This is a genomic window from Lunatimonas lonarensis, assembly GCF_000390185.1.
In the GTDB taxonomy this organism is placed as follows: Bacteria; Bacteroidota; Bacteroidia; order Cytophagales; family Cyclobacteriaceae; genus Lunatimonas; species Lunatimonas lonarensis.
This window is the reverse complement of record NZ_AQHR01000011.1, coordinates 1-13,836: the sequence shown is the minus strand read 5'-3', so window position 1 is coordinate 13,836 and position 13,836 is coordinate 1. Positions and strand designations below refer to the sequence as shown.

The following is a 13,836-nucleotide window of genomic DNA, read 5'->3' as shown; positions in this document are numbered from 1 at the left end:
TGTGTCAGGAATAAATCAGGTATTTTTTTCGGATACTAAGGTAGTTGTCCAGTCCTTCCTGCCAGGATTTTCTGATTTCCGATTCGTTCTTGCCCGCCAGTATATCTTTCCGTAACTGATCCGAGCCGGCCAGCTTGTCAAAAAAGGAATTGAAGAATTTTTCTTTTTTCCCCGATTTGTCGTAGGCATATAACAAATGGGAGAGCGTAAAGCGATGGGAAAGCGGTTCGTTTCTCAGGTCTTTGCCATAACACTTCTTGTCCTGTTGTGGAGGATTTTTGGACATGCCGGGAATGCTTACCGGCGTAAACGTAAATTCCCCAAAAGCCGGATCCGGATACCCAAACACCTGAAAGGGGAAGTGGGTACCTCTACCGAGGCTTACATCGGTGCCTTCAAAAAAACAAAGCGATGGGTAAAGGCGGATCGATACATCGTTGGGCAGGTTCGGAGAGGGTTTTACAGGGAGAGAGTACGGAGTGGCGTGGGTCCAGTTGGCCACCTCTATCACTTGTATAGATGCTTTTACCTTGTTTTCCAGCCAGCCTTCGCCATTTATCATCTGCGCCAGTTCTCCGACGGTAAGTCCGTGCACGATGGGTATGGGGTGCATCCCCACGAAGCTGGTGTATCCTGGTTTGAGGATAGGGCCATCCACGTAATCGCCGTTGGGGTTGGGGCGATCCATAATCAATAGGGGTTTTCCTTGTTCGGCGCAGGCCTCCATCAGGTAATGCAACGTGCTGATATAGGTGTAAAACCGTATCCCCACGTCCTGTATGTCAAAAATCACCACATCTACATCATACAATGCTTCGCGGGAGGGTTTTTTGGAGGCACCATACAGGGAAACAAGGGGAAGTCCTGTTTTTTTGTCAATTTCGTTTTGGACGATTTCGCCTGCATCCGCATCCCCTCTAAAGCCGTGTTCCGGGACAAAAACCTTTTGCACCTTAACACCTTCCTGTAGCAAAAAATCCACTAGGTGCAGGTTGTTTCTTGAAGTTAGGACGCTGGTTTGGTTTACGGCCAAGGCCACCCGCTTTCCTTCCAATATCGGAAGGTACAGCTCAGGCCTATCCGCTGCAGGCAACACTGGAGCTGAGACTGCTTGGAAATCTGAATCGTCCGATATCCTTTCAGAACCGCTTTTGCCGGCGCACTGAAGGAAGTTGCCAAACAAAATTGCCGTTAGAAATATTATCTTTAGTTGCTTCATCGTAATTTGCGTTTCTTCTAACAAAATAAACGATCTCATTGAACCTTTCCTACTTCATTGCTAAAAGAATTAGTTTTAAGCGCACCGGTGGTTTTACGGGTACCATCCACCGTATAGCCGTTGCCAGCATAGCGATAGGACTTGCCATCATGATCATTTCCTTCATGATTTTGGGAGGATTTCAGTCGGTGATTTCGGAAAAAGTATTTTCCTTTACCGGTCATTATCAAATACATAGGTTTGTGATGTCAAAATCACTGGAGGAGTCGCCTACCAGTAAGGACAGCTATTTTTTTAGCGAATACCCCAAACATTCGTATATACGGCATGTGCAGGGCTATGCGACAAAGCCAGGGCTGCTCAAAGGGGACGAAGAAGTAGAGGGAGTAATCCTGAAAGGGGTAGGCCCCGATTTTGACAGCCTTACCTTTTCTGCGTCCCTTGTAAAGGGACGGTTCATTCAGTTTTCCGAATCAGGTTCGGCATCCAACGAGGTCATCTTGAGCACCAAGATAGCCAAGAAGCTGATGTTGGATGTGGGTGAGCGGATCACCATGTACTTTGTGCAGGATCCGCCGCGTTTTCGGCGTTTTGATATTGTCGGTCTTTACGAGACTTTTTTGGAGGATTTTGACGATAAGGTCATTTTGGGTGATATCCAGACGATCCGTGTGCTGAATGATTGGGAAGATGATGAAGTGGGTGGTTTCGAGGTGTTTGTCGACAATACGGCTTACATTGATCGATATGCCAGTAGAATTTACGACCTAATGGATTACGACCTCAAGCTGGTAAAGGCAACCGACAAATACATTCAGATATTTGATTGGCTGGAGCTTTTAAATAACAACGTGTATGTCTTTTTGGGCCTGATTTTGTTTGTCGCGGCGTTTAACATGGTTTCCATTCTTTTTATCCTGATCATGGAGCGGACACAAATGATCGGCATACTAAAGGCACTGGGGGCGAAAAACCGACAGATCCGACGCATATTTGTGTGGAACGGGCTGCGCATCATAGGAAGGGGGATGCTGATTGGCAACTTGGTAGGGTTCGGTTTTGGGTTCCTTCAGGACAAGACGCGTTTTATAACCTTGGAGCCGGAGAGCTATTACATGTCCTTTGTTCCCGTGTTTTGGGATTGGCCCGTGTTCATAGCCCTGAATCTTCTTATTTTGGTGATCACTACTGCGGTCTTGTTTATCCCCTCCATGATCATTGCAAATGTAAACCCGATCAAATCCATCCGCTTTGACTGATTCCGGATTGGGCCTTGATCCGGGTCAAAGGGTTTCGGGGCGTTTCAAAGGCTTATACCCTCTAAAAATACTTTTAACCTTCATGTAGATTACCCCGAAAATCGCTTCCTTGAAAATGTGTTTAGACATTTTGGAGGTTCCTTTGGTACGGTCTGTAAATATGATGGGTATTTCCTTGATGCTGAATCCAAGCTTCCAAGCAGTAAACTTCATCTCGATCTGGAAAGCATATCCGATGAATTTTATCCTATCCAGATCAATGGCCTCCAGCACTCTTTTTCGATAGCAAACAAACCCGGCAGTTGTATCCCTAATCGGGATTCCCGTGATGAACTGAACGTACTTACTCGCAAAAAAGGACATCAGTACCCTGCCCATCGGCCAGTTTACCACGTTTACCCCCGTAATGTACCTGGATCCAATGACCATGTCCCAATCGTTGTGGGCGCAGGCCTCATAGAGTCTGGGAATGTCGGCAGGGTTGTGGGAGAAATCGGCATCCATCTCAAAAATATACTCATAGCCATTGGCGATGGCATAGTGAAAACCCTCTATGTAGGCGGTTCCCAGACCCAATTTTCCCCGTCGCTCCAGTAGAAACAGCCTTTCAGGATAATTTTTCACGAGCTCATTAACCTGCCCAGCAGTGCCATCGGGAGATTGGTCATCGATTACCAAAAGGTGATAATTCCCGTCCAAGCCCATAACGGCACGAACCATGTCTGAGATGTTTTCTATCTCGTTATAGGTGGGAATGATGACCAGTTTGTCGTTTTTCATTTGGAAGCAAACGACAAAAGTAGAAGGATTCCCTTTCGTTTCTGAACAAAATTTGGTGAATTTCTCCCAAAAGTTGCTCAGCGGTTTCCTGGACGGGCCAAACGGATGCTATGGAAAAAACGAACCTGGACGTTTTATCACACCTGCTGAAAGGGATTAACCAGTGGCCTGCCCAGTTCGGGAATATCAATCTCGAAGAGCTGCCCATTTCGTACCTCGATTCCATCGGCAAAACTTACTACCGAAGTGCCAAAATAATGCACATGCACGTCGCCTGCCTGTCGGAAAAGGTCGTACTTAAAATGGTGATATTCCAGGTTGCGTATTGAATGGCTCATGTTTGCCTCACCCGTGAGAAACTCTTTTTCCCAGATTACATTGCTTCCCTCTTTAACCCTGCTGGTCCCTACCAAATGTTTGGGTAGTTCTCCCAAAAGGATTTCAGGGCCGAAGGAGGACTGTCTTAGCTTGGAGTGTGCCAGGTAGAGGTAGTTGATTTTCTCCATTTTGTGGTCGGAGAATTCGTTACCTATCGCAAAGCCAACCCGAAATGGTGTTCCGTCGGGTCGGTTTACATAGATGCCTGCTATTTCGGGTTCTTCGCCCCCGTCAAGTGCAAAGGAGGGAGAAATCAGTGGTCTGCCCGGTGCCACTACCATCAGCCCGTTGCCCTTGTAAAACCATTCCGGTTGTACGCCCGGCGTGTCATCTACCATTTTACCTCCCTTTAGTCCCATCTGAAACATCTTCATGGAGTCGGTTAGCTCGTCCGGGTCGGACTGTTTAAGTTTTTGGTGCATCGTGTCCCGTGAGGTTGCACTGCCCAAGTGGGTAAGTCCGGTACCCGTGACCCAGGTACGATAGGGATCCGGATGGCTAATGGGGGCCTCCAGCCAGTTGTTGGCGATGAGTGTTCCATAATCCTCCCATTTTTCCTCAATCAGTTCATGTACCTCCTGCTCTAACGTCCTGTCGGATTTGAAATGAGCCATGACCAGCTCGTATAGGGAGGGCTCTCCCCGTAGCAGTTGGATGCGGTCTCCCTGTACCATCCCGGTTTGAAGTTTGCCGTTTGGTTTTTTGAATTGTACTAATTTCATGTGGTTATAATTGTTTTTTAGAGGTCACAACTTGTCCCGGTTTATTGGGATGGAATTTCGCATGGTTGCCCCGGATAGCTATCGGGGCATCCCAGTGTGTGACGGATACGTCATGCTCGATTTCATGTTGTTTTTCGGTTAAATGGCGTCAGTTGCCGGGGATAAAATGTTGGTAAACTTCAAAAAGAGTTGGATTTTGGGGGTTCACACGAATGCGGACCGCGTGCATGTCCCTGTCGCCGAAGGTCTGTACCTGCGTAAAATTTGTCCGTACCTTTCGTTTTTCGTCCACCAACGGTTTATCTACCGCGAATTTGTGAAAATCACCGTAAAGCAATAAAATCGGCTTATCAAAGGCGGCGACGCGTTCGTTCAGCAGTTTTACGAAGGAGAGGTGACCGTTGCTGCTTTCTTGGCTGCGGTAGTTTAGGCCTGCATGTAGGGCGATGACGATTCCTTGGTGGTTTTTCTCGATGGCCGCGTCGAAAACCCGGTTTAACCAAAACAAGGAGGCCATTTCCCGTTCATAAAATTCATCGTTCAAAGCGAGGCTGTCCAGTTTGAGGTTGTTGTTTGAGCCTACCACATGGATGGTGGCAAAGGAAACGTTATTTGCCTCCCATAGGGCATTTTCCACAAACTTCTCAAAGCCTTCGTAGCTGTTTTGGGTGTGGAGGTATAGCGGGTTTTTACCCTGGCTTTGGGCCTGGGAGAAGAAGAGCTGCCGCAGTTTGTCCAGCCGTTCTTCCGGATCGTATGCTCCACAGGCCGGACGGTGGCAATCGGTCCATTCATTATCCCCTGGGGTGTACACAAGCGGTTGTTCAAATTGCCCGAAATAGGCCTGAATCCTTTCGTAGTACTCGTCACTGCACGGAGTGCTGCCCGATTTTATATCGCCCACATGGATGGTAAAAGCCGGTTTATGTGCATTGATAGCTTGGATCATATTTTCAAACCTTGGGAAATCCTCCGGTAGGTGGTAGGGCACATCCCCTATTACCATGAAGTCGAACGTGTCATCCGTGGTGGGAGCGCAGGCATAAAAAAACAGGCATAGGGCCAAAAGGTAATGGAAGCGTGTGATCATCGGTCGTTTGGTACGTAGTGTTGGGTAAAATTAATGGATTTTTGCGTTTTTTGGCGAAGAAAGGGTTGGGAAAGTGGTTTGGCCGGTTTGAGAAGTCGTCTGAAAAAAAATTGTTGATCGGGATTTTTAAAACCCTATAAAAACTGTTAGGTTTGTAGAGTTTTAGAAAATGTGGAGTTTATTCCCGTTTTAGTAGCATTAGTTTCAGCGATTGCTTAAGTTCGTACCGTTTATTGCACCTATGTATTTTTCTGAAATCATTACCATTCTGGTGGTTATCGGGTTGGTGGTTGTCTTGTACAAGGATTATCTGCGGGCGGCTTTTGCCTTTCTGATTACTGCATTTTTGTTTTTGATTCTGCAGATCATCAAACCGGAGGAGTTTTTGGCGGGGTTGGCGAACAAGCAGATTATTGTGATTTTCCTGCTAATCGCATTGACAGCCGGCATACAGAAGAACATCGGCACCGGTTTTTTCTTTCGGCTGTTCAGCCAAAAATTGGGGCCTACAGCCTTCCGTTTTAGAATGATGATGCTGGTAAGCAGCCTTTCCGCCGTACTTAACAATACACCGGTGGTGGCATTTATGATTCCTTATGTAAAGGAGTGGGCGGCGGTCAACAAGTATCCCGCTTCCAGGTTTTTGATACCCCTGTCTTATTCTACCATTTTGGGGGGGATGATCACTGTTATCGGTACTTCCACGAACCTCGTGCTGAATGGTCTAATCAGCCAGTATGGTTTGCCCCTTTTAGGGTTCCAGGACTTTTTCTTTTTGGGCCTGTTGGTCACGGTATTGGGTATTATTTACCTGGGTTTTTTCTCACACTTACTGCTACCGAATAGGGAGGAAAATAGGCAGGAGGTCATACAGCACCTCAATGAATACCTCGTGGAGACGTATGTTCCCTCTGGATCCAAAATGGTGGGTAAAACCATCAAAGAGGCGGGTCTGCGAAACCTAAAGGAAATCTTTTTGGCGGAGATTTCCCGCGATGGACAAGAGATATCACCGGTGTCACCCAAGGAAGTGTTGCGGGTGGGAGACAAGCTCTTTTTTACCGGGAATACCAAGGCAATTCTTTCTCTCATTCAGGAGGAAAATGGATTGAGCCTTCCCGAAGAGAGCCATGTGAACCAAAATGCTTTTTTCCAGCTGACCGAAGCGGTAGTGCCGGCATCTTCTTCGCTTATTGGAGAAAAGGTCAAAAACAGTGACTTTAGGAAGCGATATCAGGCATCGATTATTTCCATTCACAGAAATGGAGAAATAATCAAAGGAAATATAGGGGAAACCCGCCTGCAGGCCGGAGATTTGTTACTTATGTTGACGGGAAAAAACACACTCCAAAGTGATCAGCCCAAAGATCTGATCATCGTGACCTTGCAGGGGGAGATTCAGCCTGAACGGAAGCACGGGAAAAAACTACCCAGTCTCCTGGCGATTGCGGTACTTGTTCTTGGTATTTCGGGTGTTATGGACTTATTCATGGCGGCATTTACCGGTATCATTATTTTATATGTTTTTAAAGTATTAAATTTGGCGACCCTACGGAAATCGGTAGATCTCGATCTGTTGTTGATTTTGGTGAGTTCATTGGCAATAGGGGTGGCCTTGAAGAATTCTGGTGCTGCAAACTTGATGGTGGAAGGGATCTTGTTTCTCACCAATGGCTCAGGGGAAATGTTGTCGCTTGTGGTGCTGTTTGCCATTACCTTGTTACTTACGAGTTTAATTACGAATGCTGCCGCGGTTTCGATTATGTTTCCGCTTGCCTTGGAGATGGGCACGCAGCTTGGCCAGCCATTGACGCCATTTTTTGTAACGATCGCTTTTGCCGCTTCCGGAGATTTCATGACCCCGATCGGTTACCAGACCAATCTGATGGTAATGGGGCCGGGCAATTATAAATTCAGGGATTATTTCAAGGTCGGGTTACCCTTGACAGTTGTGTATACGATAACGGTACTGATGTTTGTCAAATGGTTTTATGGGCTGGATTGAAGAATGAAGTTAAATGAAGATGAAAATTGAATCCAATTATGCGTGAAGATATACATCCAACCCAGTTTAAGGTTTCCCAGGAACTGAGGATTCAATCGCTGGGGCAACGTCCCCGGCTGTTGTGGTTTACGGGTCTTTCGGGATCGGGAAAATCTACCTTGGCCAATGGGGTTGAGTTTGCGCTTCATCAGCAGGGGTTCCATACCTATTTGCTCGATGGGGACAACGTGCGTACGGGGTTAAACAAGGATCTTACGTTTTCCGAACAGGACAGGGTTGAGAATATCCGACGTATCGGAGAGGTGAGCCGGTTGATGCTCGATGCGGGTTTGATCGTTCTTTCCGCATTTATCTCCCCATTTATTTCCGATCGGGAAATCATCCGTGAACTTGTAGGAGAGGAAAATTTTCTGGAGGTTTTTGTAGACTGTCCATTGGAGGAGTGCGAACGGAGAGACGTGAAGGGACTTTATCAAAAAGCCCGCATGGGATTGATCAAGGATTTTACGGGAATTGGGTCGCCCTATGAAGCGCCTACAGACCCGTTTATGGTCATCAAGACCGCTGAGGTGAAATTGGAACACGCTATTGAATCGATTATACAGGCTATACAACCAAAAATTAAACGTTAATATGGGACAATATTATTTATCGCATTTGAAGGAACTGGAAGCTGAGGCCATTTTTGTCATCCGGGAAGTTGTTTCCCAGTTTGAGAAGCCCGCCTTGCTGTTTTCCGGAGGAAAGGACAGTATCGTTTTGGCCCATTTATCAAAGAAGGCATTTTATCCCTCCAGGATTCCCTTTCCGTTGATACACATCGATACGGGCCATAACTTCCCGGAGACAATCGAGTTTCGCGATGAATTGGTCAGCCGTTTGGGTGTACAGCTGATAGTAGGATCCGTACAGGAAAGCATAGACAAGGGGAGGGTTCGTGAAGAAACCGGTGTCAATGCAAGTAGAAATGCATTACAGACCGTGACCCTATTGGATACCCTGGAAGCCTACAAAATAGATGCTGCGATGGGAGGAGCCCGAAGGGACGAGGAAAAGGCTCGGGCAAAGGAACGTTTCTTCTCCCATAGGGACGAGTTTGGACAGTGGGATCCAAAAAATCAGCGGCCTGAGTTGTGGAATCTTTTCAACGGACGTAAACACATAGGCGAACACTTCAGGGTGTTTCCGATTTCCAACTGGACGGAAATGGATGTGTGGCAATATATCCAATACGAAAACATACCCCTTCCTTCGCTTTACTTTTCCCATCAGCGGGAGTGTGTCGTTCGGGATGGCGTGATTTTGGCCAAGTCCGAATTTATTAAGCTCCAGCCTCACGAGGAAGTAAAGACACTTACGGTTCGTTACCGAACCTGCGGAGATATGCCCATAACAGGCGCGGTGGAATCTACAGCGGATAGCCTGGATAAAATCATCGAGGAGGTAGCTACTACCCGGACCACCGAACGAGGTACCCGGGCAGACGACAAACGAGGTGAAACGGCGATGGAAGACCGCAAGAAGAGTGGATATTTTTAGCGGACATTCAGAAGGGTCAGTATTCAGCGCGTTGAGCCAAGTCATCTAGGCCCTTCGGAAAATTCGACAGGTATTTCTATAAACAATGATATAACACAATGGCCATACAAGACAATAATCAGATATTACGATTCACTACAGCCGGTTCGGTAGACGACGGGAAAAGCACACTGATCGGGCGTTTACTATATGATTCAAAGTCCATTTTTGAGGATCAAATCGAAGCCGTAAAAACCTCCAGTCAGAAAAAGGGATTTGACTACGTGGATTTGTCCCTTCTGACCGATGGCTTGAAATCCGAACGGGAACAGGGCATCACGATCGATGTTGCCTATCGATATTTCGCTACTCCCAGGCGTAAATTCATCATCGCCGATACCCCGGGGCATATCCAATATACCCGTAACATGGTAACAGGTGCGTCCACGGCCAATCTGGCGATCATTTTGGTCGATGCAAGAAAGGGATTGTTGGAGCAGACCTACCGGCATTCCTTTATAGCGTCTCTTTTAAAAATACCCCACGTGATTGTGTGTATCAACAAGATGGATTTGGTGGATTATAGTGAGGAAGTCTATGAAAACATCGTAAAGGATTACAAGGCTTTTTCAAGTAAGATGGACATTAAGGATATCCAGTTTGTGCCGATTTCGGCCCTAAATGGTGACAACGTAGTCGAACGGTCTAAGAACATGCCGTGGTACGAAGGGTCCACCCTGTTATACTTACTTGAACACGTTCATATCGCATCGGATCTCAATCATATAGACTGTCGTTTTCCGGTGCAGATGGTCATTCGACCGCATACGTTGGAGCACCAGGATTTTCGTGGTTATGCGGGGAGGATTGAAGGCGGGATATTTAAGCCAGGTGATGAAGTAAAGGTGTTGCCGTCTGGATTTACCTCTACCATCAAAACCATCGAATTGAATGGGGAGCAGGTTCAGGAGGCCTTTGCGCCTATGTCCGTTACCATTACCTTGGCCGACGAGATTGATATCAGTCGAGGGGATATGATCGTCCGACCCAATAATGTGCCCCAAGTCGGCCAGGATCTCGAAGTTATGCTGTGCTGGATGAACCAACGTCCCCTGCAAGCTAGAACGAAATTCATGCTTAGACATACCACTCAGGAGTGCCAGGCAATGGTGAAGGAGATCCAGTACCGGGTTAATGTGAACACCCTTCATAGGGAAGATCAGATTGTAGAGTTGGGGCTTAACGAAATCGGTCGGGTCAGCATTCGTGCGGCCAATCCTCTTTTCTTCGACGCTTACAGGCGGAACAGACAGACAGGCAGCCTGATACTGGTTGATCCCAACACAAATGAAACAGTAGCTGCCGGCATGATCATTTAAGACTAGATAGTATATGGAAATCGTTCTTTCATCACTCACGGAAGTGGCAAAAAAAGCGGCGAGAGATGCCGGCCAGGAAATATTGAAGATTTATGATACCGCGGAATTTGGCGTGGAATATAAGCAGGACAGTTCTCCCCTTACGCTGGCAGATCGGGCTGCACATCAAGTGATTGCGGGGTATCTTGCTGAAACAAAAATCCCAGTACTTTCTGAAGAGGGCATGGAAACCCCCTATGGAGAGCGGTCGGAATGGGATTATTTCTGGATGGTTGATCCACTCGATGGCACAAAGGAATTTATTCGTAAGAACGGGGAGTTTACCGTCAATATAGCCCTGATTCATCAGGGAGTGCCGGTTTTAGGCGTTGTTTATGCGCCGGTGCTGGATTGGATGTACTGGGGTTTTGAGGAGGGGGGAGCTTGGAAACAGGTGAGTTCCTATGCTCCGCAACGCCTTCAGTTACCATCTGAGAGGCAGGTTAAGACCATTGTGGCCAGCAGGTCTCATTTGAACGAGGAAACGCAGGCATTTCTGGATAAGTATTCAGAGGCAGAAATTGTGAGTATGGGCTCGTCACTTAAGTTTATGCTTGTGGCAGAAAACAAGGCACAAGTCTATCCTCGCTTTGCGCCGACGATGGAGTGGGATACCGCTGCTGCCCATGGGGTGCTACGCGCGTTGGGTGCAGAGGTAGTATTGGTGGACGGAAGCAGGCCATTGACCTACAACAAGCAGAATCTGTTGAACCCCCATTTTATCTGTTACAATACCACAGATCTGCCATTCTGAGTGAATGCCGGGCCGGTTCATTAAATGAAAATGCCTGCTTAGCAGGCATTTTCATTTTTCAGCAAGATAAGCTTTGCGGTCCAGAAGATAATGATCAAATCCATCCAAACCGTACCTTTTCGAATATAAAAAAAGTCGAGCTTGAGCCTGGATGCCATCTGGCGGCTTTCGCGGATGGCACCACGGTATCCCTTCGCCTGTGCCAACCCCGTAATTCCAGGTTTTACCACATGCCTTCTCATCAGGTTCCTGTGTTCTTTGGAGAACACGTCATTTAGAAAGATGGGATGGGGCCTGGGCCCAACGATTGACATTTCTCCCTTCAATACATTAAAAATTTGGGGGAGCTCGTCGATACTTGTCCTTCGAAGGATTTTACCTATCGTGGTGATTCGTGGATCGTTGATCGATGTCTGCCGGAAGTCCGAATCGGGCACTTCCCGAAGGGTTCTGAACTTATAGCAATAAAACGGGATGTTGTCTTTACCGTGTCGTAGCTGTTTATAGATGACGGGCCCCCTGGAAGTTCCCCTGATCAACAGCCATACAATGGGATATAGCCACGAAAGCACACCGACCAACAATGTAATGGAAATGGATACGTCCATTACCCGTTTTGAGAGGCTTTCACTGACTCGTGGGGATAACAGTAAAGCTGTGTTGTCGCTGAAAAATTGGTCCTCTAGGTCTCTACAATATTCTACCTCTTCTACCCTGGCAAAGACTTTCTGCATAAAACGTTAAAATTTCCTAGTTAAACCCCTAAAGATTCAAAATTGTTAAATTATGCGGTGTTTTTTTGACTTTTCTAAAACTGAATTTAAAGATACGTGGATTTTTGGGATTTCTGAAAATTTTGTTTCTAAAATACCTAGGATACTGATTAAAGAGATGTTCATGGGGTGGTATATGTGTTCGTTTAAGCGAAGGTTTTCAAAATAAATTCAATGTCTCTCCTTTGATCGTTGGTTAACTCACAAGGCCAGAGTGGTAAAAGCAAATTTTGGAATAGCCCGGATTTGTGTATTTTTCAGTTAAAACGTTTTTAAAAATAATAGGTTGCTTGAAAAAAAGTGTTTTTTATACTGAGTAAAAAAATTAATTTTACATCGAGTAAACAGCAGCATGCTTTTCAATTAAGCGTTTTTTGTCCTTGATGAGTTTAACTACAGCTACATATATTTTAATCAGAATAAGGCAGAGGGAATGAAAGTAAAATCAATTTGTTGTATTGGCGCAGGGTACGTTGGCGGGCCTACTATGGCTGTCATCGCGAAGAAATGCCCAGGTATCAAAGTTACGGTTGTAGATATCAACGAGGCCAGGATTGCGGCCTGGAATGATCCGGACGTAAATAATATTCCTGTTTATGAACCGGGGTTGGGTGAAGTGGTGGCTGAGTCGAGAGGCAGGAATTTGTTTTTTTCCACAGACGTGGATGGGGCTATTGACGAGTCGGATATGATATTCATCTCCGTAAACACGCCTACCAAAACCTATGGGGAGGGGAAGGGCTTGGCTGCGGACCTGAAATGGATAGAACTGTGTGCCCGGCAGATTGCAAGGGTAGCGAAAAGTGATAAGATTGTTGTGGAGAAATCCACCTTGCCGGTTCGTACGGCAAGTACGATCAAATCAATTTTGGATCATACGGGAAGCGGGGTGAGCTTTCAGATTCTTTCGAATCCAGAGTTTCTGGCAGAAGGAACGGCCGTAGAGGATTTGATGGATCCAGACCGCGTGCTGATAGGGGGCGACCAAACCGAAGAAGGATTGAAGGCCATTCAGGCACTGGTCGACGTCTACGCACAGTGGGTACCTAGGGAGCGTATCCTGACCACCAACGTATGGTCTTCAGAGCTCTCGAAGTTGACGGCAAATGCGTTTCTTGCACAGCGGGTTTCTTCCATCAACTCACTCTCGGAGCTTTGTGAGCACACCGAGGCGGATATCAATGAGGTGGCAAGGGCGATTGGCTCCGATAGCCGTATCGGGCCTAAGTTCCTTAAAGCATCGGTCGGCTTTGGTGGTTCCTGCTTTCAAAAGGATATTCTAAACCTCGTGTACATTTCCCGATCTTATGGTTTGAACGAAGTGGCCGACTATTGGGAGCAGGTCATTCAGATGAATGATCACCAAAAAAGAAGATTTGCCAAAAAAATCATCCGCAGCTTGTACAATACGGTAAACGGTAAGAAGATTGCGTTTTTGGGCTGGGCGTTCAAAAAGGACACGAACGATACCCGCGAGTCTGCAGCGATCTACGTGGCGGATCATCTGTTGTTCGAGCAGGCACATGTAGCCGTTTACGATCCAAAGGTAAAGGAAGAGCAGGTTTTTGTTGATATGGACTACCTGAACACAAGGTCATCCGAGGAGAACCGAAAATACATCGATGTGGTAGAGGATCCCTATGAAGCATGCAAGGGAGCGCATGCAATCGCCGTATTGACGGAATGGGATGTGTTTAAGCAATATGATTGGTCCAAAATATATGACAATATGCTGAAGCCGGCGCATGTATTCGACGGAAGGAACGTGCTTGATGCCGAAAAGCTACGGAAAATAGGCTTTCAGGTGTATTCGATCGGGACACCGAGTTGATAATTGGATTCGATCTGTGAATAGAAGAAGCTGCCTCGTTTGGGGCAGCTTTTTTTGGTGTGCCGTGCATGTTAACTAACTAGGTGGTG

12 protein-coding genes are annotated in these 13,836 nt (G+C 46.7%); 7 read left to right on the top strand and 5 right to left on the bottom strand.

Annotated features, from left to right (window positions below):
• Positions 1-4 precede the first annotated feature (4 nt).
• Positions 5-1,219 carry an exo-beta-N-acetylmuramidase NamZ family protein gene (locus tag ADIS_RS01290; protein ID WP_010852448.1) on the bottom strand — a complete coding sequence of 405 codons (1,215 nt, stop codon included), beginning with the start codon at positions 1,217-1,219 and terminating at the stop codon, positions 5-7.
• A 38-nt stretch (positions 1,220-1,257) separates the two neighbouring features.
• On the opposite strand from ADIS_RS01290, the gene ADIS_RS01285 reads away from it, so the two are divergent.
• Entirely contained in the window at positions 1,258-2,478 is a 1,221-nt protein-coding gene (locus tag ADIS_RS01285; protein ID WP_010852447.1) for an ABC transporter permease, read from the top strand.
• Positions 2,479-2,502: 24 nt separating this feature from the next.
• On the opposite strand, the gene ADIS_RS01280 is transcribed toward ADIS_RS01285, so the two are convergent.
• From ADIS_RS01280 to ADIS_RS01270, 3 genes are all read right to left on the bottom strand, one after another.
• Positions 2,503-3,258: a polyprenol monophosphomannose synthase gene (locus tag ADIS_RS01280; protein WP_010852446.1), complete on the bottom strand. Its 756-nt coding sequence runs from the start codon at positions 3,256-3,258 to the stop codon at positions 2,503-2,505.
• A gap of 137 nt (positions 3,259-3,395) precedes the next feature.
• On the bottom strand, positions 3,396-4,358 hold the full coding sequence (gene araD1 / locus ADIS_RS01275; protein WP_010852445.1) for an AraD1 family protein: 963 nt from the start codon (positions 4,356-4,358) through the stop codon (positions 3,396-3,398).
• Positions 4,359-4,506: 148 nt separating this feature from the next.
• Complete coding sequence (locus ADIS_RS01270; RefSeq protein ID WP_010852444.1) at positions 4,507-5,448, bottom strand: metallophosphoesterase family protein; 942 nt, start codon at positions 5,446-5,448, stop codon at positions 4,507-4,509.
• A gap of 241 nt (positions 5,449-5,689) precedes the next feature.
• Here ADIS_RS01270 and ADIS_RS01265 point away from each other — a divergent pair, with 241 nt between their 5' ends.
• From ADIS_RS01265 to cysQ, 5 genes are all read left to right on the top strand, one after another.
• A complete protein-coding gene (locus tag ADIS_RS01265) occupies positions 5,690-7,453 on the top strand; it encodes an SLC13 family permease (protein ID WP_010852442.1) in 1,764 nt (587 codons plus the stop codon).
• Positions 7,454-7,491: 38 nt separating this feature from the next.
• The gene (gene cysC / locus ADIS_RS01260) at positions 7,492-8,085 is read left to right on the top strand and encodes an adenylyl-sulfate kinase (protein ID WP_010852441.1); all 594 of its coding nucleotides are present in this window, start codon (positions 7,492-7,494) and stop codon (positions 8,083-8,085) included.
• 1 nt (position 8,086) lies between these two features.
• On the top strand, positions 8,087-8,992 hold the full coding sequence (gene cysD, locus ADIS_RS01255) for a sulfate adenylyltransferase subunit CysD (RefSeq protein ID WP_010852440.1): 906 nt from the start codon (positions 8,087-8,089) through the stop codon (positions 8,990-8,992).
• 98 nt (positions 8,993-9,090) lie between these two features.
• Positions 9,091-10,350, top strand: a complete 1,260-nt coding sequence (cysN, locus tag ADIS_RS01250) for a sulfate adenylyltransferase subunit CysN (protein WP_010852439.1) — start codon at positions 9,091-9,093, stop codon at positions 10,348-10,350.
• A gap of 13 nt (positions 10,351-10,363) precedes the next feature.
• Positions 10,364-11,143 carry a 3'(2'),5'-bisphosphate nucleotidase CysQ gene (gene cysQ / locus ADIS_RS01245; protein WP_010852438.1) on the top strand — a complete coding sequence of 260 codons (780 nt, stop codon included), beginning with the start codon at positions 10,364-10,366 and terminating at the stop codon, positions 11,141-11,143.
• 38 nt (positions 11,144-11,181) lie between these two features.
• Here the strand turns inward: cysQ and ADIS_RS01240 are convergent, their stop codons facing one another.
• Positions 11,182-11,877, bottom strand: coding sequence for a sugar transferase (locus ADIS_RS01240; RefSeq protein ID WP_010852437.1), 696 nt, complete (start codon positions 11,875-11,877; stop codon positions 11,182-11,184).
• 472 nt (positions 11,878-12,349) lie between these two features.
• On the opposite strand from ADIS_RS01240, the gene ADIS_RS01235 reads away from it, so the two are divergent.
• Positions 12,350-13,747, top strand: coding sequence for a UDP-glucose 6-dehydrogenase (locus ADIS_RS01235; RefSeq protein WP_010852436.1), 1,398 nt, complete (start codon positions 12,350-12,352; stop codon positions 13,745-13,747).
• The last annotated feature ends 89 nt before the right edge of the window (positions 13,748-13,836 follow it).

What these genes read in the sequence shown, in the direction of transcription:
- cysC (WP_010852441.1), top strand. Translation starts at nt 7,492, where the DNA reads ATGCGTGAAGATATACATCCAACCCAGTTTAAGGTTTCCCAGGAACTG.
- araD1 (WP_010852445.1), bottom strand. Translation starts at nt 4,358, where the DNA reads ATGAAATTAGTACAATTCAAAAAACCAAACGGCAAACTTCAAACCGGG.
- ADIS_RS01240 (WP_010852437.1), bottom strand. Translation starts at nt 11,877, where the DNA reads ATGCAGAAAGTCTTTGCCAGGGTAGAAGAGGTAGAATATTGTAGAGAC.
- ADIS_RS01270 (WP_010852444.1), bottom strand. Translation starts at nt 5,448, where the DNA reads ATGATCACACGCTTCCATTACCTTTTGGCCCTATGCCTGTTTTTTTAT.
- cysD (WP_010852440.1), top strand. Translation starts at nt 8,087, where the DNA reads ATGGGACAATATTATTTATCGCATTTGAAGGAACTGGAAGCTGAGGCC.
- cysQ (WP_010852438.1), top strand. Translation starts at nt 10,364, where the DNA reads ATGGAAATCGTTCTTTCATCACTCACGGAAGTGGCAAAAAAAGCGGCG.
- ADIS_RS01290 (WP_010852448.1), bottom strand. Translation starts at nt 1,219, where the DNA reads ATGAAGCAACTAAAGATAATATTTCTAACGGCAATTTTGTTTGGCAAC.
- ADIS_RS01280 (WP_010852446.1), bottom strand. Translation starts at nt 3,258, where the DNA reads ATGAAAAACGACAAACTGGTCATCATTCCCACCTATAACGAGATAGAA.
- cysN (WP_010852439.1), top strand. Translation starts at nt 9,091, where the DNA reads ATGGCCATACAAGACAATAATCAGATATTACGATTCACTACAGCCGGT.
- ADIS_RS01265 (WP_010852442.1), top strand. Translation starts at nt 5,690, where the DNA reads ATGTATTTTTCTGAAATCATTACCATTCTGGTGGTTATCGGGTTGGTG.
- ADIS_RS01235 (WP_010852436.1), top strand. Translation starts at nt 12,350, where the DNA reads ATGAAAGTAAAATCAATTTGTTGTATTGGCGCAGGGTACGTTGGCGGG.